Annotated in this window: 21 protein-coding genes; 17 read left to right on the top strand and 4 right to left on the bottom strand. The window is 65.0% G+C overall.

From position 1 onward, the window contains the following. Positions 1 to 19 precede the first annotated feature (19 nt). From C7402_RS05560 to C7402_RS05595, 7 genes are all read left to right on the top strand, one after another. Positions 20 to 379, top strand: coding sequence for a hypothetical protein (locus C7402_RS05560; protein WP_116609897.1), 360 nt, complete (start codon positions 20 to 22; stop codon positions 377 to 379). Then, positions 379 to 582: a hypothetical protein gene (locus C7402_RS05565; protein ID WP_116609898.1), complete on the top strand. Its 204-nt coding sequence runs from the start codon at positions 379 to 381 to the stop codon at positions 580 to 582. Before C7402_RS05560 ends, C7402_RS05565 begins: the two co-directional genes overlap by 1 nt. A 46-nt stretch (positions 583 to 628) precedes the next feature. After that, the gene (locus C7402_RS05570; RefSeq protein ID WP_133254417.1) at positions 629 to 1,108 is read left to right on the top strand and encodes a hypothetical protein; all 480 of its coding nucleotides are present in this window, start codon (positions 629 to 631) and stop codon (positions 1,106 to 1,108) included. Then, positions 1,105 to 1,824: a hypothetical protein gene (locus tag C7402_RS05575; RefSeq protein WP_116609900.1), complete on the top strand. Its 720-nt coding sequence runs from the start codon at positions 1,105 to 1,107 to the stop codon at positions 1,822 to 1,824. The genes C7402_RS05570 and C7402_RS05575 overlap by 4 nt, the downstream gene beginning before the upstream one ends. Before the next feature lie 614 nt (positions 1,825 to 2,438). Next, positions 2,439 to 3,119, top strand: coding sequence for an SOS response-associated peptidase (locus C7402_RS05585; protein WP_116609902.1), 681 nt, complete (start codon positions 2,439 to 2,441; stop codon positions 3,117 to 3,119). Continuing rightward, positions 3,116 to 3,484: a hypothetical protein gene (locus tag C7402_RS05590; protein WP_116609903.1), complete on the top strand. Its 369-nt coding sequence runs from the start codon at positions 3,116 to 3,118 to the stop codon at positions 3,482 to 3,484. The genes C7402_RS05585 and C7402_RS05590 overlap by 4 nt, the downstream gene beginning before the upstream one ends. A 486-nt stretch (positions 3,485 to 3,970) precedes the next feature. After that, positions 3,971 to 5,107 (top strand): transposase, encoded by a 1,137-nt coding sequence (locus C7402_RS05595; protein ID WP_116609904.1) that lies wholly within the window; start codon positions 3,971 to 3,973, stop codon positions 5,105 to 5,107. A 50-nt stretch (positions 5,108 to 5,157) separates the two neighbouring features. Here the strand turns inward: C7402_RS05595 and C7402_RS05600 are convergent, their stop codons facing one another. Further along, the gene (locus C7402_RS05600) at positions 5,158 to 6,678 is read right to left on the bottom strand and encodes a mannose-1-phosphate guanylyltransferase/mannose-6-phosphate isomerase (protein WP_116609905.1); all 1,521 of its coding nucleotides are present in this window, start codon (positions 6,676 to 6,678) and stop codon (positions 5,158 to 5,160) included. A 504-nt stretch (positions 6,679 to 7,182) separates the two neighbouring features. Between C7402_RS05600 and C7402_RS05605 the strand changes: the two genes are divergently transcribed. The 10 genes from C7402_RS05605 (at position 7,183) to C7402_RS05650 (ending at position 20,118) form a co-directional block, all read left to right on the top strand. Then, on the top strand, positions 7,183 to 8,562 hold the full coding sequence (locus C7402_RS05605) for an undecaprenyl-phosphate glucose phosphotransferase (protein WP_116609906.1): 1,380 nt from the start codon (positions 7,183 to 7,185) through the stop codon (positions 8,560 to 8,562). A gap of 86 nt (positions 8,563 to 8,648) precedes the next feature. Continuing rightward, positions 8,649 to 10,067 (top strand): UDP-glucose dehydrogenase family protein, encoded by a 1,419-nt coding sequence (locus tag C7402_RS05610; protein ID WP_116609907.1) that lies wholly within the window; start codon positions 8,649 to 8,651, stop codon positions 10,065 to 10,067. 64 nt (positions 10,068 to 10,131) lie between these two features. Beyond that, complete coding sequence (locus C7402_RS05615) at positions 10,132 to 10,581, top strand: arsenate reductase/protein-tyrosine-phosphatase family protein (protein ID WP_116609908.1); 450 nt, start codon at positions 10,132 to 10,134, stop codon at positions 10,579 to 10,581. Continuing rightward, complete coding sequence (locus C7402_RS05620) at positions 10,578 to 11,753, top strand: polysaccharide biosynthesis/export family protein (RefSeq protein WP_112169475.1); 1,176 nt, start codon at positions 10,578 to 10,580, stop codon at positions 11,751 to 11,753. Before C7402_RS05615 ends, C7402_RS05620 begins: the two co-directional genes overlap by 4 nt. Positions 11,754 to 11,813: 60 nt before the next feature. After that, positions 11,814 to 14,060: a polysaccharide biosynthesis tyrosine autokinase gene (locus C7402_RS05625; protein WP_372460344.1), complete on the top strand. Its 2,247-nt coding sequence runs from the start codon at positions 11,814 to 11,816 to the stop codon at positions 14,058 to 14,060. A gap of 58 nt (positions 14,061 to 14,118) precedes the next feature. After that, positions 14,119 to 15,045, top strand: a complete 927-nt coding sequence (locus C7402_RS05630; RefSeq protein WP_116609909.1) for a glycosyltransferase family 2 protein — start codon at positions 14,119 to 14,121, stop codon at positions 15,043 to 15,045. A gap of 34 nt (positions 15,046 to 15,079) precedes the next feature. Next, positions 15,080 to 16,225: a glycosyltransferase gene (locus tag C7402_RS05635; protein WP_116609910.1), complete on the top strand. Its 1,146-nt coding sequence runs from the start codon at positions 15,080 to 15,082 to the stop codon at positions 16,223 to 16,225. 68 nt (positions 16,226 to 16,293) lie between these two features. Next, positions 16,294 to 17,712: a glucose-6-phosphate isomerase gene (locus C7402_RS05640; protein WP_244314759.1), complete on the top strand. Its 1,419-nt coding sequence runs from the start codon at positions 16,294 to 16,296 to the stop codon at positions 17,710 to 17,712. Continuing rightward, positions 17,709 to 18,932 carry a glycosyltransferase family 4 protein gene (locus C7402_RS05645; RefSeq protein WP_112169466.1) on the top strand — a complete coding sequence of 408 codons (1,224 nt, stop codon included), beginning with the start codon at positions 17,709 to 17,711 and terminating at the stop codon, positions 18,930 to 18,932. The genes C7402_RS05640 and C7402_RS05645 overlap by 4 nt, the downstream gene beginning before the upstream one ends. Before the next feature lie 28 nt (positions 18,933 to 18,960). Further along, positions 18,961 to 20,118: a glycosyltransferase family 4 protein gene (locus C7402_RS05650; RefSeq protein ID WP_112169465.1), complete on the top strand. Its 1,158-nt coding sequence runs from the start codon at positions 18,961 to 18,963 to the stop codon at positions 20,116 to 20,118. A 75-nt stretch (positions 20,119 to 20,193) separates the two neighbouring features. Here the strand turns inward: C7402_RS05650 and C7402_RS05655 are convergent, their stop codons facing one another. Genes C7402_RS05655 through C7402_RS05665 form a run of 3 tightly spaced genes read right to left on the bottom strand, consistent with a single transcriptional unit; the run spans position 20,194 to position 23,317 of the window. Beyond that, the gene (locus C7402_RS05655; protein WP_116609912.1) at positions 20,194 to 21,150 is read right to left on the bottom strand and encodes a GDP-mannose 4,6-dehydratase; all 957 of its coding nucleotides are present in this window, start codon (positions 21,148 to 21,150) and stop codon (positions 20,194 to 20,196) included. Continuing rightward, positions 21,137 to 22,180: a GDP-mannose 4,6-dehydratase gene (gene gmd, locus C7402_RS05660; protein WP_112169463.1), complete on the bottom strand. Its 1,044-nt coding sequence runs from the start codon at positions 22,178 to 22,180 to the stop codon at positions 21,137 to 21,139. The genes C7402_RS05655 and gmd overlap by 14 nt, the downstream gene beginning before the upstream one ends. A 54-nt stretch (positions 22,181 to 22,234) precedes the next feature. Then, positions 22,235 to 23,317, bottom strand: coding sequence for an acyltransferase family protein (locus C7402_RS05665; RefSeq protein ID WP_116609913.1), 1,083 nt, complete (start codon positions 23,315 to 23,317; stop codon positions 22,235 to 22,237). Positions 23,318 to 23,578: the final 261 nt, after the last annotated feature.

Here is a 23,578-nt window from a genome sequence, read left to right on the forward strand (position 1 = left end):
CACTCACCTGGAGGATTGCATGTCCATTCGCCTGAAAATCATCGTTGCCGCGCTCGCGGCGGTCTTCGTGCTGCTGCTCATGGTCTTGTGGGCGGTATTCGTCTACAACGGTCGCACTGCGATCGACCCGTTCATCAACCAGATTGGCGCGCTGATTACGATTGCAGTCGGCCTCATCGCGGCGTTCTTCGGGCACCAGTCGGCGGCCGGAGGCTCCACCGTGCTTCCCGCGCAGTTCGCCACGATCGAGGCTTCGCAGCCCCTCACGGCGCCGCTACCGCGCACGCTCGTTGATCCATCTGCTGATCCGGCGGTTGCCGCAGCGCCCGCGCCGTCACCTGTGCCGCAACCGGCGGCCGGTGCATCGACGCTTCAGTAATGCGCGCGCTCGCGGTTGCATTCGCCGCGGCGTTGGGCGGCTGCACTCACGTGCAGGTCCTGCCGCTCATCAATCCCGACACGCACGACATTTCCTGCTGCGTGGCCTATGCCGAAATCCCGCCGTCGACGCGCATGAGCGTCACGGTCAAGAAAGGCAGCACCGGAACCTCCGTCAAGCTCGGCGCCCGCTGGCGCTTCTGATTTTTCTCCCGCCGCACTCGCGGCACATCTCAAGAGGGTAATCACCATGAAACGTATGCTGCTCATCGCGGTAGGTCTTGTCGCGTCCATCGCTTTCGCAGGCTGCACCTCGCAGGTCCAGCAGACCATCGAATCGCTCGCGAGCAATGCGCAAGGCAAAGTGCTGAAGGCCTGCGGTCTCATTCAGCCCGCGCTGCTCGATCTCAGCGCGCTCGTGCCGGCCGATCCGAACCTGAAGAAGCTGGCCGACGACAACGGCAAGTTGTGCACGGCCGTCGCACAGCTCGACGCCACCAACGCCAAGAGCCTGGTCGATACGGTCATTCCGCAGGCGATCGGCCTCGTCTCGTTGCTGCCGCTCGACGCGGCCACCGCAACCGCGATCAAGCTTGCGCTCGGTGCGGCGTCCATTGCGCTCTCGAACTGGCTCGACGTGTACGGCGCGCCGGTCCAGACGGCAGCGCCGGCCGCCGCGTCCGGTGCGTCGGAGGGCTCCGCGCCGCTTGCCGCGTCGAGCGCGTCGTGAATCGCGCGGCGATCCTCGCCGCGGCGCGCCGGGCGAATGCTGCCTACGTCATGAACCCGGCGCAGTCGAAAACGGCATTCGAGGCGCTCGGGTGCACGTGGCTAGGGCAGTTCAGGGACGGCGACAGCCAGGCGGTGCTGTCGCGCGACGCGGGTGGCGTCTATCTCTCGATCAGCGGGACGCGCTTCAGCGCGCTCCAGATCGGCGATCTGCTCGACGACATCGACTTGTGGCCGGTGGACGTGGGCGGCGGCGCGCAGGTGACGCGCGGCGCGTACGAGGCATGCGACGAGATCTGGGCGTGGGCGAAAGCGCTCGTGCCGCGCGGCACCGTGTTCAACGTCGAGGGGCACTCGCTCGGAGGCTGGCGCACGACGTACACGCCGCTGTTCCTGCCGGCGGCGCAGGTCGGCGCGCTGCACGCCTTCGAGCCGCCGAAGGGGGCGAACCTGGCGTACTACCAGCGCTTCGCTGCGGAGCTGGCGCGCCTTGTGATCGTTGCGAACGGGAAGGATGCGTGGTTCGGGTATCCGCGCCTCGATCCACGCTGGATTCACCGGCCAGGCGAGATGCTCCATTTGCTCGATCAGGATGCTCGCGTCATCGACACGGCGGCGTGGCCGGGCGGCCTCGACCTGGACGACCACAGCATGGAGCTCGTGGAGAAAAGGTTGACGGCTTGGGTCGCGGCGTCGAGCAAGCCACTGGTCGCGTAAAACGAGGTCGCCGCATCGCGGGAGCCGCGGCGACCCGTCAAACGCTATTCCCCTGAAAAGGGGAAGCCCCATGGTTGCGGAGTGTCAGTGCAACCGATCTACAAAATAGCAGGCGATACGCGCATCGTCCATGTTTCGAAACCTGTCGAAGCGTTGTATCCAAAAAAGAGCCCGCCGCTCATGGAGAGCGGCGGGCATATACAACCAAGGGCGGTTGCGAACGCCCTTGGAGGGCTGGGTTGCGGCAGATATGCGACCCAGCGCAAAAAATAGCAGGCTCATCCGAGCATGTCCAGCGGGGTATTTATCGGTTTCGCGCACGTGGTGGGCACCATCACCGAGCCGCGCACGCAAGTCGCGATTGCGGTATCCGCGCCTCGACCCGCGCTGGATTTATCGGCCCAGCGAGATGCAGCATTTGCTGGAGCAGGACTCTCGCCTCATCGACACGGCGGCGTGTCCGGGCGGCCTCGACCTTGACGACCACAGTACGGATCTAGTCGTGCGGCGACTGGAGGCATGGGCGGCGTTGCCAGTCAGGCCGATGAGCTAGTTTTAAGCGCTGCGCGCGGATTCTGCCAGAATGAGGCTCCTCTCCACTGTCGGAGCGCACCATGTGCACGAACTACGCGGCCGCGCGACGCGACCACATTTTCAAGCACTTCGGCGTGGAGCCGCCCGATAGCCCTTGGCGAGACGAGATCTACAAGGACTACGCCGCGCCGATCATACGCCGCGTCGATGGCGAGACGCGCGCGGACCTCGCGACCTTTGGCATCGTCCCGCGCAAGCACATTCCAGAGGGCGTGAAGGTGTTCGACACGATGAATGCGCGCGCGGAGACGGTCGGCGAGCGGCGCAGCTTCAGCGGCGCATGGAAAAAGCAGCAGCTCGCGCTGATCCCGTGCGAGGCCTTCTACGAGCCGAACTACGAAACAGGGAAGGCCGTGCGCTGGCGCATCGGCATGGCGGACGGCGCGCCGTTTGGAATCGCGGGCTTGTGGCGCGAATGGACCGAGCCAGAGGGCAAGGCGTGGTCGTTCACGATGCTGACGGTCAACGCGGCCGACCATCCACTCATGAACCGTTTCCATAAGCCGGGCGATGAAAAGCGGTCCGTAGTGATCGTGCCGCCCGACGAGTATTCGAATTGGCTCGCCTCGCGCTCGACCGATGAGGCGCGCTCGTTCCTCAATCTCTTCCCGGCCAGCGAGATGCACGCCGAGGCGCGGCCCGCGCCGCCGCGCGCTGCGAAGGCAACGCCCAAGAGCGCGGCGAGCACCGGGAAACAATGAAGCCGTTCGACGATGAGGCGCGCGCTGAGCTGTTGTGCTTCCTTGTAGTGGGTCAGCTTTTTGCGTTTGCTCGTGAGGGAGCGTGGCTGCGCACGGATCACCTGATCGAATCGGCACAGATATGGCTCAGCTCGAACGGCGCGGAGTGCGACTGGCTGGAACGCGCCCGGCTCGTCGAGGCATCACGCGTGATCGCCGGGCAGGAGAGTGTGAATCACTTCCCGAAGGACGACTCTGACCTCCACGCGCTTTTCAATTTGAAGACCGGATGGTTTCTTGATTATCGCTCGCCAGTTGTTCAGCGTATTCATGCGCTATGCGTGACGCACCTGATGGCTGCGGGAGGCCCAGGGCGTCACACATGAAAAGAGGCCGCCACGAGGGAGTGAGGCGGCTCTTGAGACGGGGTTCATGGTTGGCGTCTGGTTATAGAGTGGTATCGCATGAGCCATGCGCGTCGATCTAGAATGGCCATGCTAAGTGATTGATTTCATTTACCCACGCATGCTCAAGTTTACCCATTGCGGAAACTGCAAAAATGCGAGTTAAGGCACTGAAAATAAAGGAAAACTAGAAAATTCACAGTTGTTTCTAACCGTAACACTTATTACGGCCCTCCTCATCGGCTGGTTTCAGGTGGTATGCTTCCTGCACAAATTCTCCCCTGCACGAGTGAGACCACGTTTTTTGCGTCAATAGCGTGAAAAAACGCACTGCCAGAGTGCGTCCGGCGACGCAAATGAACACGTCATATAAGCATATGGTGCAACCGAGCTAGCCAACGCGGACAGCAAGATCCGCGAGCGAGTGCTCCGTCACAGCAGCCCCGGTCCGGCTGCGTGGAGAACAGCATGAATTTCGATGAACTGAGCGACGACGAGTGGATGCAGGTGTCTTCGCTCGTATCCGATGAACCCCCTATCAGACTCAATCGCCGCGGCCGCCCCCGCGCCGAGCCGCGAGTCGTGGCCAATGCCGTCCTGTGGATCCTGACGACCGGTGAGTCGTGGTCGCGCCTGCCCGCGCGTTATCCGTCCGGGCCCACCTGCCGCCGTCGTTTCGAGGAGTGGCACGTGAGCGGCACGCTGATCGAACTGGTCGAACTGCTGTCGCAGCGCGGGCGCAAGTTTATTTATGTGCCCCAACCGGCGCAGGCCGACGCGCAACCCGTTGTGGTCGCCGCCGAGGAAGTTGCCGAGGACGACGGCCAGCCGGCCGTGTACTGGAAAAGCCCGGAAGCCTGGCAGGCGCCCGCCGCGCTCGCCGACGCGCCGCTGGCCGATCCCATGGAAAGCATGATGCGGCAGCTCTCGGGCGGTGAACCGGCATTGCCGGCTTCGTTCGCTTCGCCCGCAACGACCGCAACGCGTCCCCAGAGCGACGCGACGCATGCGCCTGCGCGCATTGGCAAGCCCGCGTCCGGCCGTGCGATCTCGCGTGAAGAGCGCCGCGCCCATGCGCCGGGTGGAGCCGTGCAGGTCGCCGAATGGCGTGGCTTCACGATGAGCCTGACCGTACAGCCCGTGCGCAACCGCATGTTTCGTGCGGCCGTGGAAATCCTCAAGGACGGCAAGCGTCTCGAACGCTCGGGCCTGATCGGGCCGCCGTTCCAGGACCGCGAAGCCGCGCGCAATTTCGCCTACGACTGGGGGCGCGAATGGGTCGAGCGCGAGTGCCCGCCGACAGGCACGGGCACTGCGACGCCCAGCGATCTGCACGGCGCTTCTCATCTCGACGGCTCACAAACCGCGTTGCCGCACACGGGCCAGTCAGGCCTGAACGTCACGCGGGGCGACCCGTCGAATGCCGTCGTGAAGCGCGCGTTGCCCGCCGCCGTGCCCGGCAGCGTGCGCCATGCGCCCGTGCAGCGTTACAGCGCCACGAGCACGCTGCTTACCAGCAGCGAAGGTCGTGACGCCACCACCTCGGCTTCGGGCTCCGCCGAACGCCGCCCCTTCGGAACGCGCTATCGCACGCTCGTGCGTTGACGCGGCGCGGCCGCGCGCACGGAGCGCGCAGCCTTTCCTCATCGCTTCACTCACTGCCTGCCGTACTGATCGTCGAGACGCACGATATCGTCTTCGCCGAGATACGAGCCCGACTGCACCTCGATGATTTCGAGCGGCATCTTGCCCGGGTTTTCCAGCCGATGCGACACGCCAAGCGGGATGTACGCGGATTCGTTTTCCGAAACGATGAAGCGTTCCTCTCCGCGCGTGACGAGCGCCGTGCCGCGCACGACGACCCAGTGCTCGGCGCGGTGGTGATGCATCTGTAGCGAGAGGCGCGCGCCCGGCTCGACCACGATGCGCTTCACCTGGAAGCGCTCGCCGCTGTCGACGCTGTCGTAGTGCCCCCACGGACGATGCACGAGGCGGTGCGCCACGGCTTCCGTGCCGCGTTCCTGCTTCAGGCGCTGCACGACCTTCTTCACGTCCTGCGCGCGCGAGCGGTCGGCCACGAGCAGGGCGTCGGCGGTTTCCACGATCACGAGGTCCTTCGTGCCGAGGCAGGCCACGAGGCGGCCGTCCGAGTGCGCGAAGGTGTCGCTCGCGCCTTCGAACATCACGCGGCCGTGCGCGACGTTGCCTTCGTCATCCTTCGGCGACACTTGCCACACGGTGTCCCACGAACCGAGGTCGGTCCAGCCGGCCGTGAGCGGCACGACCACGCCGCTCGCGACCGACGGGTCGCCGGCGAGCGGCTCCATCACGGCATAGTCGATCGAGTTCGAAGGCGAGCGTTCGAACGCTTCGCGATCGACACGGAAGAAGTCGCCATCGGCCTTGCCGTGCTCGATCGACTCCGCGCACGCCGCGTAAATGGCGGGCTGGAAGTGGCGAATCGCCTTGAGCCACGTCGAGGCGCGCACGATGAAGATGCCGCTGTTCCACCAGTAGCGCTGCGAAGCGACGTACTGCTGGGCCAGTTCGAAATAGGGCTTTTCAACGAAGCCGTTGAGACGTCGCGCGCCATTGGGCTCGGCGCTCGCGAGCGGCTCGCCCACGTGAATGTAGCCATAGCCCACTTCGGCGCGGGTGGGCACGATGCCCATCGTCACGATCTGACCGTTGGCCGCGTGGCGCACGCCTTCGGCCACGGCGTTCTGGAACGCATCGAGGTCGGCGAGCGCATGGTCGGCCGGCATCACCACGAGAATGCCGTCCTCGTGCTGCGCGACCACCTGCATGGCGGCGATCGTCAGCGCGGGCGCCGTATCGCGGCCCGCGGGCTCGAGAATCAGCCGTGCGCGTTTGCCCGCCGCGCGAACCTGTTCGGCGGTGGTGAAACGATGTTCTTCATTGCAGACGATCAGCAACTGCTCGGCGAGCGTTACGCGTTCGGCGAGCGCATCGAGGCGCCCCGCCGTGTTGGCGAGCAGCGACTGCTCGCCCACGAGGTTGATCATCTGCTTGGGATATTGCTCGCGCGACAGTGGCCACAGCCGCGAGCCCGCGCCGCCGGCGAGCACCACAGGACATACCTGCAATGCGTTACGCGTCTCGGCACGCGTGCTCGACGCTTTCGCCGATGCCGTTGCGGAACCCGTATCCGTCATTTCGCTCTCCTGTAAAAGGTATCGGTGCTGAGATTTGTAGCATGCTTAAAATCGTCATAAATAGAGTCGTAAAGAAGAAAACGGAAAATATTCGGATTAAATTTAAATCATCGATCCGTCATGCAGGAATTTCGATAAAAAATCGAATAAAAATACCGGCTGAAGGGTGCTGAAATTCCAGTCAGAACCCGAATCGAGATGCCGGTTCAGGAAAAATCTGCTGGATTTGGCGGACCGATGAGCCAATGCAGGAGCCGATTCCGGCAATCTTTGCCGAAAAAAATCACTCAAAAATGACCTCGAACGGGCGATACATTTGGAGATACTTTTGAGTCTTGCGGCCGGAATTTTTATCGCGCTTTATTAGGGTTTATTCGGATCAGAATTAGCGGCGCCAGTCGATTGCAGTCGATTCCCGGCGACGTTCTCCCAGAAACTTCGAAGCAGTCGGCCATGACTTGCAGTGCGTGGCCGTGTTTCTTTTTTTAACCCGAGGTGCCGGACATGCTCAGCGTTCTAGCCAGAATCTTCGACGTTGCCGCCATCGCAGCCGGCGCGCTGCTCGCAGCCGCCTTGCACCGCGGCCAGCTCTCGCCGCTCACCGACGCGGAAAGCGTGGCGCTCGCGTTCAACTGCGTGCTCGCCATCTGGATGTTCCCGGCGTTCGGCATCTACAAGTCGTGGCGCGGCAAGTCGCTCTACAGCCTCTTTGCGCGCGTGTGCGCCGCCTGGCTGGCGGTGGAGGGCACGGGCATCCTGCTCAGCTTCAGCGTGCACCGCGCCGATTCGCTCTCGCGCCTGTGGCTCGCGTACTGGGTCGTCGCTTCGGTCGCGCTGCTGATCGTTTCGAAGGCGCTCGTGCACATGGTGCTGCGTGGCATCCGTCGCGAGGGCTACAACCAGAAGGCCGTGGCCGTGGTGGGCGGCCCGCGTTACGGGCGCTTCCTCATCGAGCACATGCGCTTCCATCCGGAGGCGGGCTTTCACCCGGCGCTCGTGTTCGACGAGGACAGCGACGCCGACGGCGCGGCCGCGATCGACGGCGTGCCCGTGGAGCGCAACCTGCAAGCCATGCTCGAATTCGTGCGCGAGAACGAGGTGCGCGAACTGTGGCTCGCCCTGCCGATCACCAAGGAACGCACGATCCATCGCATCGTCACGGCCTTGCGCAACGACTTCGTGAATATCCGCTTCATCCCGGACGTGCGCAGCCTGTCGTTCTTCAGCCAGCCCGTGGTCGACCTGCTCGGCGTGCCGGCGATCAACCTCGCGGCCTCGCCGGTCACGGACCTGAGCGTGCTGCCCAAGCGCGTGTTCGACATCGTGTTCGCGGGCGGCGTGCTGGTCGCACTCGCGCCGTTGCTGGCGGCCATTTCGCTCGCCGTGAAGCTCACGTCGAAGGGTCCGGTGTTCTTCAAGCAGCGCCGCAAGGGACTGGATGGCAACGAGTTCGAGATCTACAAGTTCCGTTCGATGAAGGTTCACGCGGAAGTGGCCGGGCAGATCACGCAGGCGCGCCGCAACGATCCGCGCGTGACGCGCGTGGGCGCGTTCCTGCGCCGCACGAGCCTCGACGAGTTGCCGCAGTTCATCAACGTGCTCAAGGGCGAGATGTCGGTGGTGGGGCCGCGTCCGCACGCACTCGCGCACGACGACATCTACAAGGACCTCGTGCGCGGCTACATGGCGCGCTATCGCATCAAGCCCGGCATCACGGGCTGGGCCCAGGTCAACGGCTTTCGCGGTGAAACCGATCGCGTGGAGAAGATGCGCGACCGCGTGCGTTTCGATCTGCACTACATGCAGCACTGGAGCTTCGCGCTGGACCTGCGCATCGTGGCGATGACCATGTGGAAGGGTTTCGCCGGACAAAACGCATATTGAGGTGAAGCGAGCGCACGCGCTTTCGATGGGGCTTGCGTGCGCCACGCTTCGCATGGAACGAAGAACCAATCACTTTTGAGGTGGGCATGAATCTGACGATCATTGGCAGCGGTTATGTGGGTCTCGTAACGGGCGCGTGTCTTGCCGACATTGGCAACGACGTGTTTTGCCTCGACGTCGATGCGCGCAAGATCGACCTGCTCAATCAGGGCATCGTGCCGATTCACGAGCCGGGCCTGAAGGAAATCATCGAGCGCAACGTGCGTGCGCGCCGGCTCACGTTCTCGACCGACGTGGAAGCGGCGGTCGCGCACGGCGACGTGCAGTTCATCGCCGTGGGCACGCCGCCCGACGAAGACGGCTCCGCCGATCTGCAATACGTGCTGGCGGCGGCGCGCAACATCGGCCGCCACATGAAGGGCTTCAAGGTGGTGGTGGACAAGTCCACGGTGCCCGTGGGCACGGCCGCGCTCGTGCACGACGCGATGGCTTCCGAACTGCGCAAGCGCGGCGAGACCCACATGTTTTCGGTGGTGTCGAACCCCGAGTTCCTGAAGGAAGGCGCGGCGGTGGACGACTTCGCGCGGCCCGACCGCATCGTGCTCGGCTGCAACGACGACGTGCCCGGCGAGCGCGCGAAAGAGGTGATGAAGCGGCTCTATGCGCCGTTCAACCGCAATCACGAACGCACGCTCTACATGGACGTGCATTCGGCCGAGTTCACCAAGTACGCGGCCAACGCCATGCTCGCCACGCGCATTTCGTTCATGAACGAACTCGCGAATCTCGCCGACCGCGTGGGCGCCGACATCGAGGCGGTGCGCCGCGGCGTGGGCTCCGACCCGCGCATCGGCTACGACTTCCTCTACGCGGGCTGCGGCTATGGCGGCTCGTGCTTCCCGAAAGACGTGAAGGCGCTCATGCGCACCGCCGAGGACTTCGGCGAACCGCTGCAAATCCTGCGCGCCGTGGAGTCCGTCAATGAAGCGCAGAAGCAGGTGCTCGCGCAGAAGATCGTCACGCGCTTCGGCTCCGACCTCACGGGCCGCACGTTCGGCGTCTGGGGTCTCGCGTTCAAGCCGAACACCGACGACATGCGCGAGGCGCCGAGCCGCACGCTCATCGCCGAACTGCTCGCGCGCGGCGCCACGGTCAAGGCTTACGACCCGGTTGCGACCGCCGAGGCGCAACGTGTTCTCGCGCTCGACCTCGCGCACGCGCCGCAACAGCAAGCGCGGCTGTCGTACGTGAACGACGCGATGGAAGCAGCGAGCGGCGCCGATGCCGTTGTGATCGCAACCGAATGGAAGGTGTTCAAGGCACCCGACTTCGAAACGCTCAAGGCGCAACTGAAGATGCCTATCGTGTTCGACGGCCGCAACCTCTATGACCCGCCCGCGTTGCAGGAGCTCGGCATCGAATACCACGCCGTGGGCCGGGCGAGCGCGACGCAGGCAAGCCGCGCGCGCGCCGAAAGCGCCGCGACGACTCAGGCGCTGGCCTGAGCGCACCGGGATCACCCGCATCGCGCCAGGTACAGCTCAGGGAAAGGAAGGGAGTCACGCGACCATGATCAAGGACGTGCTCATCGTCTGCCACGCCAACGTCTGCCGCTCGCCAGCGGCGGAGCAGCTTTTTCGCGCCCGCCTGCGCGAACAGAAAGGCTTGCGGGCGGGCGCGTTTCAATCGGCGGGCCTGCGTGCGCGTGACGGCGACGACATGGACCCCGTGATGCAGTGGCTGTTGGCCGAGCGCGGCCTGGAGGTGAGCAAGCACCAGTCGCGCCGCCTCACGAAGCACCTCGTGCGCTCGGCCGACCTCGTGCTCGTGACCGAGCGCCGCCAGGTCGCCGACGTCGAGCGCATTGAACCGACGGCGCGCGGCAAGGTGTACGCGCTAGGTAACTGGGAGAACTCTGATGTCGCCGATCCGCATGGGCTCCATGAGTCCGCGTATCGCGAGAGTCTCGAATTGATGGATCGTATGGTTAAGGGATGGCTGAGCCGAATATGCCAATGAATAAACTGAAACTGACCGCGGTGGTCGCGTTGAGCGCCTTCGTTTCCGCGTGCGCAACGGCGCCCGGCAACTATCTCGACACGTCGAGCCTGAAAGAACAGCCGAACAACCAGCCGCAGCAACAATTCAACGTCGAGCTCATCACCCAGCAAGTCGTGTTGCAGCAGGCGCAGGCGGCAGCCGCCGCACCGAAGGCGGCGCTGCCGCCCTCGAAGTTCACGAACAGCGCCGACTACGTCTATCACATCGCGCCGCAGGACATTCTCGGCGTGACCGTGTTCGACCACCCGGAACTTTCGACGCCGCAGGGCTCGACGTTCTCCACGGGCGGCAACACCACGCAGACGGTGGGCCAGGCGCTCACGCAGCCCTATACCAACGCGCTGCCAGGACAAGCCGACCCGTACGGGCAGACCGTGGCCAAGGACGGCACGATCTTCTTCCCGTTCGTGGGCCGCATCATGGCCGCAGGCAAGACGCCAGGCCAGATCCGCGACCAGCTCGCGGCCGGCCTCGGCCCCTACGTGAAGAACCCGCAGGTGGACGTGCGCGTGCTCGCCTATCGCAGCCAGAAGGTGCAGATCACGGGTGACGTCAAGACGCCGGGTCCGCTTTCCATGAGCGACGTGCCGCTCACGCTGGTGGACGCGATCACGCGCTCGGGCGGCACCACCGACAGCGCCGACATCAACCGCGTGCGCCTCACGCGCGGCGGCAAGCTCTATGTGCTCGACGCGAACCGCATGCTCGACGGCGGCGACTCGACCCAGAACGTGCTGCTTCAGGACGGTGACGTCATCAATATTCCGGATCGTTCGGATAGCAGAATATTCGTGATGGGTGAAGTGAAGACGCCGTTGCAGACCAACCTCATTCGCGGCAACCTCACGATCGCCGACGCGCTCACCCAGGCGGGCGGCATTCTCGACACCGACGCGAACCCGCGCCAGATCTTCGTGATGCGCGGCATGAAGGACAACCCGACGCAGCCCGAGATTTACCGGCTCGACATGACCAAGCCCGACGCGATCATGCTTTCGTCGCAATTCCAGCTCAAGCCGCTGGATGTGGTGTACGTGGGCACGGCCGCTTCGACGACCTTCAACCGTGTGTTGCAGCAGGTGCTGCCGACCATCCAGACCGTCTTCTATCTGAAGCAGATCGCGAAGTAATTGCGTGATCAACCAGCCTCAAGAGAAGACGCAGGAGCAACACCTAAACAACGGGATTGAATCGTGACCATACAAGCCAATAGCCAGGCGGCCCCGGCGGCCCGCACCGAGGAAGAGGACGTTGTCCTCGGCCAGTTGCTGCGCGTCATCATCGACGACATCGGCTGGCTCATCGCGATCGCGGCGGCGGTGATCGCCATGGCCGTGTTTTACTGCTTCATCGCCAAGCCGGTTTACACGGCCGACACCCAGGTGCGCGTTGAGCCTTCCGACTACACGTCGCAGGCCCTCACGCAAACGCAAACGGGCGCGAACATCAGCTCCGGATCGTCGACGGGCAGCCTGCCCACCGACGCCGAGATCCAGATGATCAAGAGCCGCAGCGTGGTCGAGCCGGTGGTGCGGCAGTTCAAGCTGAACACCGTCGTCTCGCCGGTCACGCTGCCCGTGATCGGCAGCCTCTCCGCGCGTCTTGCGACGCCGGGCACGCCCTCGCGCCCGTGGTTCGGCCTGAGCAACTGGCTGAGCAACTATGCGTGGGGCGGCGAAGTCATCAAGCTCGACTCGATCGAAGTCTCGCCCGAACTGGAAGGCAAGAAGCTCACGCTCACCGCGCTCGATAACAACCGCTACGTGATCTCGACGCCGGACGGCGCGCGCGTGCTTGAAGGCTCGGTCGGCCAGGTCGAACAGGGCGGCGGCGTGAAGCTGCTCGTGAACCAGCTCACGGCGCGCCCCGGCACGCGCTTTACCGTCGTGCGCATGAACGACCTCGACGCGATCAGCGCATTCCAGAACGCCATTCAGGTGCAGGAGCAGGGCAAGCAAACGGGCGTGATCGACATCTCGCTCGAAGACAACGACGCCGAGCACGCGGCCATGGTCGCGAATGCGGTGGCGCAGTCGTACCTGCGTGAACACGTGGCGACCAAGCAGGCCGATGCGAGCAAGATGCTCGACTTCCTGCGCAGCGAACAGCCGCGCCTGAAATCCGACCTCGAGAACGCCGAAGCGGCGCTCACGGCTTACCAGAGCAAGTCGGGCTCGATCAACGCAAGCGACGAAGCGAAGATCTATCTCGACGGCAGCGTGCAGTACGAACAGCAGATTTCGGCGTTGCAATTGCAGATTGCCTCGCTGCAACAGCGGTTTGGCGACCAGCATCCGGTGCTGATCGCGGCGCGTCAGCAGTTGGCCCAGTTGCAAGGCGAGCGCGCGAAGTACGACACGAAGTTCCGCGACCTGCCGGCCACCGAAGTGAAGGCCGTGCAGTTGCAGCGCGACGCGAAGGTGGCGGAAGACATCTACGTGCTGCTGCTCAACCGCATTCAGGAGCTTTCGGTGCAGCGCGTGGGCACGGGCGGCAATGTGCACATCGTCGACCCGGCCTTGCGTCCCGGCAAGCCCTCGAAGCCGAAGAAGCTGCTGATCGTCTCGGCCGCCTCGCTGCTCGGCATCATTCTCGGCACGGGCTTCGTGCTCATGCGCCGCAACATGTTCAAGGGCATCGTCGATCCGGACCAGATCGAGCGCTCGTTCCAGCTTCCCGTGTACGGTCTCGTGCCGCTTTCGGCGGAACAGACCGCGCTCGAAAAGCGCGGCCCGGTGCGCGGCGGTACGCGTTTGCGTGAAGTGCTCGCCAACGCGCGTCCGAAGGACCTCACGGTCGAAAGCCTGCGCAGCCTGCGCACGTCGCTTCAGTTCAGCGTGATGGACGCACGCAATCGCGTAGTCATGCTGACGGGTTCGGTGCCCGGTGTCGGCAAGAGCTTTCTCACCGCCAATCTCGCCGTGCTGCTTGCGCATTCGGGCAAGCGCGTGCTGATGATCGACGGCGACATGCGCCGCGGCGCGCTCGAACGCCATCTGGGCGGCCCGCAGGAAAACGGCTTCTCCGAGCTGCTCTCGGGGCAGATCTCGCTGGACGAGGCCATTCGCGCGACCGAAGTGGACAACCTGCACTTCATCTCATGCGGCCGCCGTCCGCCCAACCCGTCCGAGCTGCTGATGTCGCCGCGCCTCGGCCAGTACCTCGAAGGGCTTTCGAACCGCTACGACGTCCTGCTCATCGACTCGCCGCCGGTGCTGGCCGTGACCGACGCCGCCATCATCGGCGGCCACGCGGGCTCGACCTTCCTCGTGCTGCGCTCGGGTCTGCACACGGAGGGCGAGATCGCCGACGCGCTCAAGCGGTTGCGCAACGCGGGCGTGCGCGTGCAGGGCGGCGTGTTCAACGGCGTGCCGCCGAGCACGCGCGGCAGCTACGGCTATGGCTACGCGAACGTGCGCGAGTACCTGAGCACCTGAGGCCCCTGACGCATATGACGCACATGCATCCATCCCGCACAGCCAAGGAGAACACGCGATGAAAGTGACCGTGCTCGTGCCGACCTATCGGCGTCCTGAAGATCTCTCGCGCTGCCTTTCGGCGCTGCTGCGTCAGCAGCGCGCGCCCGACCAGATCGTGGTGGTGGCGCGCGCCGACGACGAAGCCACGCACGCGTGCCTTGCCGACCATGTCACGCCCCGCGTGCTCAGCGTGGACCTCGCGATCGTGGAGGAGCCGGGGCAGGTGGCCGCGCTCAATCGCGGCATCGAGGCCGCGACGGGCGACGTGATCGCCATCACCGACGACGACGCCGCGCCGCGCGCCGACTGGGTCGCGCGCATCGGCGCGGCCTTCGAGGCCGACCCGAAGCTCGGCGCGCTCGGCGGCCGCGACTGGGTGCACGAAGGCGGCCGGATGATCGACGGCGAGCGCACGCTCGTCGGCAAGCTGCAACGCTCGGGCCGCATCATCGGCAATCATCATCTGGGCGCGGGCGGCGCACGCGAAGTCGATCTGCTCAAGGGCGCGAACATGAGCTACCGCCGCGCCGCGATCGGTGACCTGCGCTTTGACCGCCGCCTGCGCGGCAGCGGCGCGCAAACGCATAACGACATGGCGTTCAGCATGAGCGTGAAGCGCTCGGGCTGGAAGCTCATGTACGACCCGCTGGTGGCCGTGGATCACTTTCCCGCGCCGCGCCCCGGCGAAGATCCGCGCAACGCGCAGACGCTTGCCTCGATCCGCAACGCCGCCTACAACCTGCATCTGATCCTGCTCGGCCATCTCACGCCGCTGCGCCGCGAAACCGCCTGGTGGTGGTACGCGCTCGTCGGTACGCGAGTGTATCCGGGCATCGTCCATACGGGCCTGAGCGCCCTGCGCGGCGGCTCCGCGGCCGCGGCTTTCGCCCGCTGGCGCGCGGTGCGCGGCGGTGCACGAGAGGCGCGCCGCGCGCTCGCCTGAGCCGCGCGGCCAACGACTACACGGAGGACCCTGAATGAGCGGTACGCAAGTCCACGTCCACCTTTTTTATGGCGCCGATCCGCGCCGCTATCGCAAAGGCGAGAATATCGGCAGCCTGTACGGCTACCATCACGCGGAATCCGCGGAATTCGCGCTCAACTATGCGCACGATGCGAGCGAGAGCACGCCGGTGCGCTTCGCGCGCCGCGCGCTGAAAGCCGCGCTCGGTTTCGATTTCATCCACGCATGGCGCAATCGCCGCGCCATTTTGCAGTCCGATGTCATCTGGACGCATACCGAGCAGGAGCACCTGGCCGTCGCGCTCGTGCTGCTGATGAACGCCAGGAAGGGTGGCGCGCGCCCGCTGCTGCTCGCGCAGAGCGTGTGGCTGCTCGACCGCTGGCCCGGCTATGGCGCGCTGCGCCGCGCGATCTACAAGCGGCTGCTCAAACGCGCCGATCTGCTCACCACGCTCGCAAGCGAGAATGCCGCGCTGTGCGGCGAGTATTTCGGCCGTACGGCGCGCCACGTGCTCTATGGGCTGAACACCAGCGATTTTCCATTGCGTGCGCCCACGGAGTGGAAGCCGCATACGCCGGTGCGCGTGGCCGCGATCGGCAACGACCGCGACCGCGACTGGACCACGCTCGTAAGCGCGCTTGGCAACGATTCGCGCTACCAGGTGCGCATCGCCACGCGGCGGCGCATGCCGGCTTCGGCGCGTGCGGACAACGTGGAAATCGTGCGTGTTTCCGGCATCCAGCAACAGCATGCGCTGTATGACTGGGCGGACATCATCGTGGTGCCGCTGCGCCCCAACACGCACGCTTCGGGCATCACCGTGATGCTGGAAGCCGCGGCCCTCGGCAAGCCGATGATCGCGACGAAGGTGGGCGCGCTCGAAGACTACTTCGACGAAAGCGCCGCCTCCTACGTTGAACCGTTCAACGCGCAGCAGTTGCGCGACGCCGCGAACTCGCTCGTCGCCGACCCGGCGCGCGCGCTCGCCCAGGCCCGCGAAGCCTGCGAGCAGTTGCGCACGCGCGATCTCACCACGCAGCACTTCGCGCGCCAGCATGCGCAACTCACGCGCGAGATGCTGCACGAGCGCGACGCGCTCAATGGCGAAGCGCTGGCGAGCGAACCCCGAGGCCGGGGCGTGGCCGCGCGCGGGATGTAATCATGGAAGTCTCGACCGCAATTCCCGCAGCGCAGCCCGCGAGCCCGAAGGCGGCCCGCCGCGGGGGCATGCGCGGCCTGTTCGGCCGCGACACGCTGCCGCCGCTCGCCTTGTGGCTGTTCACGGCGCTCCTGATCGGCGCGCATCAGGGCACCGTGCTTACGCTCGCGTTCCCCGTACTGGCCATCGCGGTGGGCTTCTGGCTCTACTTCGTGAACCCGGTGCGCTATATCGGCTACATGTGGTGGCTGTGGTTCCTGAGCCCCGAGGTCCGGCGTCTGGCCGACTACGGCAAAGGCGGCTTCACGCCCACGAGCCTGATTCAGGTCGCGCCGCTCGCCGTCACGATGATCAGCGGCATCTCGCTGCTGCGCTACTACCCGATCCTCGGCCAGCGGCGCGGCCTGCCGCTGCTGCTCGCGCTGCTCGGCATCGGCTATGGGTTCGCGGTGGGCGTGGTGGGCAGCGGCCCGGCCGCCGCCGTGTATGACCTCGCGAACTGGATCTATCCGTTCCTGATCGGCTTTCACATCATGGTGCTCACGCGCCAGTATCCCGAGTGCAGCAAGACCATCGTCAACACCTTCATCTACGGCATGCTCGTGATGGGCGCGTACGGTCTCGTGCAGTTCTTCATCATGCCGCCGTGGGACGCGATGTGGATGATCGGCTCGGACATGAACTCGCAGGGCGACCCCGTGCCGCTCGGCGTGCGCGTGTTCAGCACGATGAATTCGTCGGGCCCGTTCGCGTTCGCGATGATGGGCGCGATGGTGTTCGTGATGGCCGCGACGCACCGCGTGCGCTGGATCGCGGCGGCGTTCGGCTTCTTCTCGTTCGCGCTCTCGCTCGTGCGCTCCACCTGGGGCGGCTGGGCGATCGCGATGCTGATCCAGCTGATGAAGTCGAGCAACAAGGTGCGCATTCGCATCATCGTGAGCGCCGTGGTGCTCGCGGGCGTGTGCGTGCCGCTGCTCACGTTCGGTCCCGTGGCGGACCGCATGCAGCAGCGTCTGAACACGCTCGTGAACCTCAAAGACGACCAAAGCTACGAGGCGCGCAATCAGTTCTATGCCGACTTCGCCAAAAAGGCCTTCACCGACGTGACGGGCGAGGGCCTGGGCGCGACCGGCGCATCGACCAAGCTGTCCAGCAACAACGGCCAGCTCGGCCAGTACGGCAGCTTCGACAGCGGCGTGATGAACATTCCGTTCGTGCTGGGCTGGCCCGGCACGCTGCTCTACATGTCGGGCGTGCTGTGGCTGCTGTTGCGGGCGGTGCGCGTGTCGCTGCGCATGCCTGACGATCGCTATGTCTGCGCGTGCCTGAGCCTCGCGATCTCGATCTTCGCCATGCTTGTCTTTACCAACTCGCTCGTGGGCACGGGCGGCCTGCTGCTCTTTTCGAGCGTGTTTTCCATTCTCAGCGCGGGGCACTGGCGCAAGCTGGAACGGCGCCAGGCCCTTACCACGGAGGTCTCCGATTGAGAGTCGCAATCGTCACGCATGTCGTGCGCCATAACGACGGCCAGGGCCGCGTCAATCATGAAATCGCGCGCGCCGCACTCGACGAAGGGTTCGAGGTGACGCTGGTCGCCTCGCATGTCGCGCCCGAGTTGCTGGCGCATCCCAAGGTAAAATGGGTGAGCGTGCAACCTTCGCGCGCGTGGCCCACCAACCTGCTGCGTCAGCAGGTGTTCGCGCTGAAAAGCGCACTGTGGCTGCGCCGCCACCGGCGCGAGTACGACGTGCTCCATGTGAACGGCTTCATCACCTGGGCGCACGCCGACGTCAACACCGCGCACTTCGTGCATGGCGGCTGGGCGCGCAGCAAGTACTACCCGTTCGGCCTCACGCGCGGCGTGTGGTCGGCCTACCAGTTCGTCTACACGCGCGCGAATGCGGTGCTGGAGCGCTGGGCGTACCGCCGTTCGCGCGTGATCGCCGCCGTTTCGCGCAAGGTGGCCGACGAAATCCGCGCCTCGGGCGGCAACCCTGTCGAGCGGCTCGACGTGATCTACAACGGCGTGGACACGCGGGGCTTCTCGGCCGCAAGCGCCGACCGCGCGAAGTTCTCGCTGCCCGCCGATGCTTTCCTGCTGTTGTTCGTGGGCGACCTGCGCACGCCGCGCAAGAACCTCGGCACGGTGCTGCATGCCATGAAGCAGATGCCCGATAACGTGCATCTGGCCGTGGCCGGCTACCTGCCGGGCAGCCCGTACCCCGATCTGGCGCGCGAGCTTGGCATCGAGTCGCGCGTGCATTTTCTCGGCCTCGTGCGCGAGATGCCCACGCTCATGCGCTCGGTCGACACTTACGTCTTTCCTTCGCGCTACGAAGCGATGAGTCTTTCGCTGCTCGAAGCAATGGCCGCGGGCCTGCCCGTGGTCACGGCGCGCACGGCGGGCGGGGCGGAAATCATCACGCCCGAATGCGGCATCGTGCTCGAAGATCCCGACGACGTGCCGGCGCTCGCCAACGCCGTGAAAACGCTCGCCAACGACACGCCGCGCCGTCTCGCCATGGGCGAGGCCGCAGCCGAACTCGCCACGCAGTTCGGCTGGGCGCGCATGGCGGCGCAGTACATCGCGCTATACCGCCAACTGGCCGGCGACGCGAGCGCGGCCGTGCGCCGCGAAGAACCTGCGTTCGCCGCTGCGACGCTGCCGGGCGGTCAAACGCTCCAGCGCGCAGACCCCCCCCGATAACCGCATTCGTGCAGAACAAGGACACGCGATGACCACACAATCCATTCAATCGCTACAGATCGGCATGCACTGGTTTCCCGAGCGCGCAGGCGGGCTCGATCGCATGTATTACTCGCTGGTTGGCGCGCTGCCCGGTGCGGGCGTGCGCGTGCGCGGCGTCGTGGCCGGCTCGCCCAAAGTGGCCCAGGACAGCGGTGGCGCCATCCAGGGCTTCGGCTCCGCTTCGCGCTCGCTGCCGTTTCGGCTGATGGACGCGCGCCGCGCGCTGCGCAGCGAAATTCGCCGCCATCGGCCCGACGTGATTTCCTCGCACTTCGCGCTCTACACCTTCCCGGGTCTCGACGTGACGCGCGGCATTCCGCAGGTTTCGCATTTCCAGGGACCGTGGGCCGACGAGAGCTTCGTGGAAGGCGCGGCCACGCTGAGCCAGCGCATCAAGCATTCGCTGGAGCAGTCGGTGTACGAGCGTTCCTCGCGGCTCATCGTGCTCTCGAAAGCCTTTGGCGACATTCTCACGCGCCGCTACGGCATCTCGCCCGAGCGCGTGCGCATCGTGCCGGGCTGCGTGGACACGGCGCATTTCGACCCGGGCTGCACGGTGGCGGAAGCCCGCCTGAAGCTTCAGTTGCCGCAAGGTCGCCCGATCGTGCTGGCCGTGCGCCGTCTCGTGCGCCGCATGGGTCTGGAGGATCTGATCGATGCGATCAAGATGGTGAAGCAGCGTCACCCGGACGTGCTCCTGCTGATCGCCGGTCGCGGCCGTCTGGAGTCCGAACTTCAGCAGCGCATCGACGAAGCCGGTCTTGCGGACAACGTGAAGCTGCTCGGCTTCGTGCCCGACGCGCATTTGCCGTCGCTCTATCGCGCGGCTACGCTGAGCGTGGTGCCGACTGTCGCGCTGGAGGGCTTCGGCCTGATCACGGTGGAGTCGCTTTCGGCCGGGACGCCCGTGCTTGTCACGCCGGTTGGAGGGCTGCCCGAGGCGGTGGCCGGTCTTTCGCAGGATCTCGTGCTGCCGACGACCGGCGCGAACGCGATTGCCGACGGTATCGACGGCGCGCTTTCAGGGCGCATCAAGCTGCCGGACGAAGAGGCGTGCAAGGCTTACGCGCGTGAGCACTTCGACAATGCCGTGATCGCCAGGCGTGTGGCCGGTGTCTACGCCGAAGCGATTGCCGCCCACTGAGGTTTCAAAGCACCAAAAGAAAACCGCCGCTCGTGAGAGCGGCGGTTTATTCGTCAAGCAAGAGCTGTTAGCGCCTTATTGCGTTTCACACAGGCGTTCGCGGGCTTCTTCGTACATCCAGCGCAGCGTGTCTTCCAGATGCTTGCGCGAGCTGTCGCCAACGATCGAGCGCAGCTTCGCGTTCGACCCGATGAGCTGGCGCACCTCGTTGGTGCGCACGAAGCGTGGATCGATGTTGACTTCGATCTCGTAGCCGGCGATGTTCGAGAGCATGCCGAGCAGCGCCCCCAGCGTCTGGCCGCTGCCCGAGCAAACGTTGACGGTGGCGCCGCGCGGCGCGGCTTCGATGAGCCGCGCATAGGCATGCACCACGTCGCGCACATCGGAAAAGTCGCGCGCCACGTGGATATTGCCGAGCGAAATGGAGCGGTCGCCGCGCGCGTAGTGCTCAACGATCTTCGGGATCAGGAAGTCCGGCGACTGGCCCACGCCCGTGTAGTTGAACGGACGTGCGATGATGAGCGGCAATTGCGCTTCCCAGCGTTTCGCGACGTATTCCATCGCGAGCTTGCTCACCGCGTAGTCGTTGGCGGGTTGCGGCGCGACCTTTTCGTCGATCACGCCGTTGGTGGCGTTGCCGTAGACGTTCGCGCTGCTCGCGAGCAGCACCGCGCGCGGCACGTGCTTTTGATGCGCGAGCGCTTCGAGCAGGTTGCGCGAGCCGACCACGTTCACGACGTAGGTGCGCGCAACGTCGCTATCGGCCACGTGGGCCACTGCGGCGAGATGCACGACCACGTCGGGCTGCACGCTCTCCACCGCATGCCCGATGGCGCCGCGATCGAGCAGGTCGGCTTCGATCGCGGTGGCGCCGAACGGGAAGGCTTCCTCGCTCAGCGATTCGCCTTCGCGCACGGTGCCCCACACGCGGTAGCCGTCCGCCGCGAGGCGGGCGGCCATGTAGCGGCCCGTAAAGCCGCCAATGCCCGTGATGAGCGCGCGCGGACGGCTTGCGGGATCAGAATGTGTCATGGCGTTCGTTGCGTGCGAGGTCAGCCGTCACCATCATCTGGCAGAGCTGTTCGAGCGACGTTTGCGGCTGCCAGCCGAGTTTTTCCTGCGCCTTGGTCGCGTCGCCAATCAGCAGATCGACTTCGGCGGGGCGGTAGTAACGGGGGCTCACACGCACGAGCGTGCGGCCCGTGGCGACGCAGATGCCGGTTTCGCGCTCGCCCTTGCCCGACCATTCGAGCTGGAAGCCGGCCGCCGTGAAGGCCATCTTCACGAAGTCGCGCACGGTTTCGGTGCGGCCCGTGGCGAGCACGTAGGTGTCGGGGCTGTCGACTTGCAGCATGCGCCACATGCCTTCGACGTACTCGGAGGCGTAGCCCCAGTCACGCTTGGCGTCGAGGTTGCCGAGTTCGAGCATGTTCTGCTTGCCGAGCTTGATTTTCGCGACCGTGTCGGTGATCTTGCGCGTGACGAACTCGCGTCCGCGCAGCGGCGACTCGTGATTGAAGAGAATGCCGCTCGTCGCGAAGATGTCGTAAGACTCGCGATAGTTGACGGTGGACCAGTGCGCGAACAGCTTGGCGATGCCATAGGGGCTGCGCGGATAAAACGCGGTGTCCTCGCACTGCGGGATCGCCTGGACCTTGCCGAACATTTCGGAGGTCGAAGCCTGATAAAAGCGCGTTTTCGGATTGATCACGCGAATCGCTTCGAGCAGGTTCAGCGCGCCGATGCCGGTAACTTCGGCCGTGGTGACGGGCTGGTCGAACGAGACGCCCACGAAGCTTTGGGCCGCGAGGTTATAGACCTCCTGCGCTTGCGCGCGCTCGACGAGACGCAGGGTGGAACCGGCATCCGTGAGGTCGTGCTCCACGAGATCGAGCGACGGATGGTCGAGGATCCCCAGCTCGTTCATGCGCCAGAAGTTGACGGAGCTGGTGCGGCGATAGGTTCCGGTGACCTTGTAGCCCTTGTCGAGCAGAAGGCGCGTGAGGTAAGCGCCGTCCTGGCCGGAAACACCGGTGATGATCGCATTGCGACGTTCGTTCATGTGATGTGCCTTTGAAGTAGCGAACGGGATTCAGGAATTGCGATTGCGAGCGCTTTACTGGCTCACGCGTGCGTCGAGGCGCGCCGGCGCCGTGCTTGCGCTGCGGCGCGGGCCGCGCGTGAGGCGACGCTCGAAGAGAAACCAGCTCGCGCTTGCATAAGCGAGCGTGAGGGCGAGCGCAATCGCGGCGCTCGTGATGCGGCTGTAGTGGAGGGGCCACACCGCATACAGAATCGTGAGGTGAATGAGGTAGATCGTGTAGCTGATGGTGCCGATATACACGAGCACCGGGTTGCAAAGCACGCGCCGCACGATGCCCTTCGATTGCAGCGCGAACACGACGATGGAGGTGCACAGCACGAGCGAAACGCTATAGAGCAGTGCATTCGAAAGCGGCGTATTCATGGCGCGAAAGCGCGGGTAGTGCAGATGCAGCCACGCCAGCACGGCGAGCGCCGCGAAAAACAGCACGGCGGCGGGCCATTTGAACGGTTCCAGCGCATTGCGGTCGCGGCGCACCAGCACGGCGAGCAGCGCGCCCGAGGCGAGCAGGTCCATGCGGAACGGCGTGAGGTAGTAAATCGGCCAGTAGGAGTCGAACCACGGCGTGGCTACGGCGCGCAGCACGGGCACGAACACGATGAGCGCGGCCGCCACCACGGCCATCGCGCGGCGCGGCAGCAGCAGCACGACGAAGGGCCACACGATGTAGAACTGTTCCTCCACCGCGAGCGACCAGAGAATGTTGAGACTGTCGTGGCCGCTCTGGCCCAGGGCGTCGCCGATATTGGTGGCGAAGAACGCATACCAGGGCCAGTAGCGGGCCCAGCCGAAGCCGAACAGCAACGACGACACCACGAGCAGCAGCACGTAAGGCGGCAGGATGCGGCGCAGCCGGCGCGCGTAGAAGTAGCTGAAATACGATTGCCCGCGCGCCTTGCGCTCGAGCAGGATGCCGGTGATCAGAAAGCCGCTCAGCACGAAGAACAAATCGACGCCCATCCACAGCGGCGCGTGCAAGGCGTGCTGCGCGAACACGGCGAGCACGGCGAACGCGCGCAGTCCGTCCAGCTGGACGATGCGGTGCGAGTGGGCAGCGGGGCTGCCTGGGTGATCGACGGGACGGCTAACGGTCATCGGTTCTCCGGTGGGTGCGTGCATGCGCAGTTGGGTCGCGATTCATTCTAGAAAGAATTAAATGTTCAAAAAGCCGAAATATATTGGCGCGAATTTTTAAATCGAAATGAATGAATTTGCGCGATATGAAATCCGGATTGTTTTCTGAAAAACAGGGCGGAAGCCCGCCGAACGGGCCTTTCCGGCATGCCTTCGATGCTCGCGCATTTATTTCTCAATGTGTGGAAATGAGTCATAAATACTGAATTTTTTTGAATTATT

This window comes from Paraburkholderia unamae (assembly GCF_003096875.1).
In the GTDB taxonomy this organism is placed as follows: Bacteria; Pseudomonadota; Gammaproteobacteria; order Burkholderiales; family Burkholderiaceae; genus Paraburkholderia; species Paraburkholderia unamae.

Bases quoted from the DNA above. Each gene is read 5' to 3' on its own strand.
- C7402_RS05650 (WP_112169465.1), top strand. From the start codon at position 18,961: ATGACCACACAATCCATTCAATCGCTACAGATCGGCATGCACTGGTTT.
- C7402_RS05635 (WP_116609910.1), top strand. From the start codon at position 15,080: ATGAGCGGTACGCAAGTCCACGTCCACCTTTTTTATGGCGCCGATCCG.
- C7402_RS05615 (WP_116609908.1), top strand. From the start codon at position 10,132: ATGATCAAGGACGTGCTCATCGTCTGCCACGCCAACGTCTGCCGCTCG.
- C7402_RS05590 (WP_116609903.1), top strand. From the start codon at position 3,116: ATGAAGCCGTTCGACGATGAGGCGCGCGCTGAGCTGTTGTGCTTCCTT.
- C7402_RS05565 (WP_116609898.1), top strand. From the start codon at position 379: ATGCGCGCGCTCGCGGTTGCATTCGCCGCGGCGTTGGGCGGCTGCACT.
- C7402_RS05585 (WP_116609902.1), top strand. From the start codon at position 2,439: ATGTGCACGAACTACGCGGCCGCGCGACGCGACCACATTTTCAAGCAC.
- gmd (WP_112169463.1), bottom strand. From the start codon at position 22,180: ATGAACGAACGTCGCAATGCGATCATCACCGGTGTTTCCGGCCAGGAC.
- C7402_RS05605 (WP_116609906.1), top strand. From the start codon at position 7,183: ATGCTCAGCGTTCTAGCCAGAATCTTCGACGTTGCCGCCATCGCAGCC.
- C7402_RS05655 (WP_116609912.1), bottom strand. From the start codon at position 21,150: ATGACACATTCTGATCCCGCAAGCCGTCCGCGCGCGCTCATCACGGGC.
- C7402_RS05560 (WP_116609897.1), top strand. From the start codon at position 20: ATGTCCATTCGCCTGAAAATCATCGTTGCCGCGCTCGCGGCGGTCTTC.
- C7402_RS05630 (WP_116609909.1), top strand. From the start codon at position 14,119: ATGAAAGTGACCGTGCTCGTGCCGACCTATCGGCGTCCTGAAGATCTC.
- C7402_RS05610 (WP_116609907.1), top strand. From the start codon at position 8,649: ATGAATCTGACGATCATTGGCAGCGGTTATGTGGGTCTCGTAACGGGC.
- C7402_RS05620 (WP_112169475.1), top strand. From the start codon at position 10,578: ATGAATAAACTGAAACTGACCGCGGTGGTCGCGTTGAGCGCCTTCGTT.
- C7402_RS05665 (WP_116609913.1), bottom strand. From the start codon at position 23,317: ATGACCGTTAGCCGTCCCGTCGATCACCCAGGCAGCCCCGCTGCCCAC.
- C7402_RS05595 (WP_116609904.1), top strand. From the start codon at position 3,971: ATGAATTTCGATGAACTGAGCGACGACGAGTGGATGCAGGTGTCTTCG.
- C7402_RS05640 (WP_244314759.1), top strand. From the start codon at position 16,294: ATGCGCGGCCTGTTCGGCCGCGACACGCTGCCGCCGCTCGCCTTGTGG.
- C7402_RS05570 (WP_133254417.1), top strand. From the start codon at position 629: ATGAAACGTATGCTGCTCATCGCGGTAGGTCTTGTCGCGTCCATCGCT.
- C7402_RS05600 (WP_116609905.1), bottom strand. From the start codon at position 6,678: ATGACGGATACGGGTTCCGCAACGGCATCGGCGAAAGCGTCGAGCACG.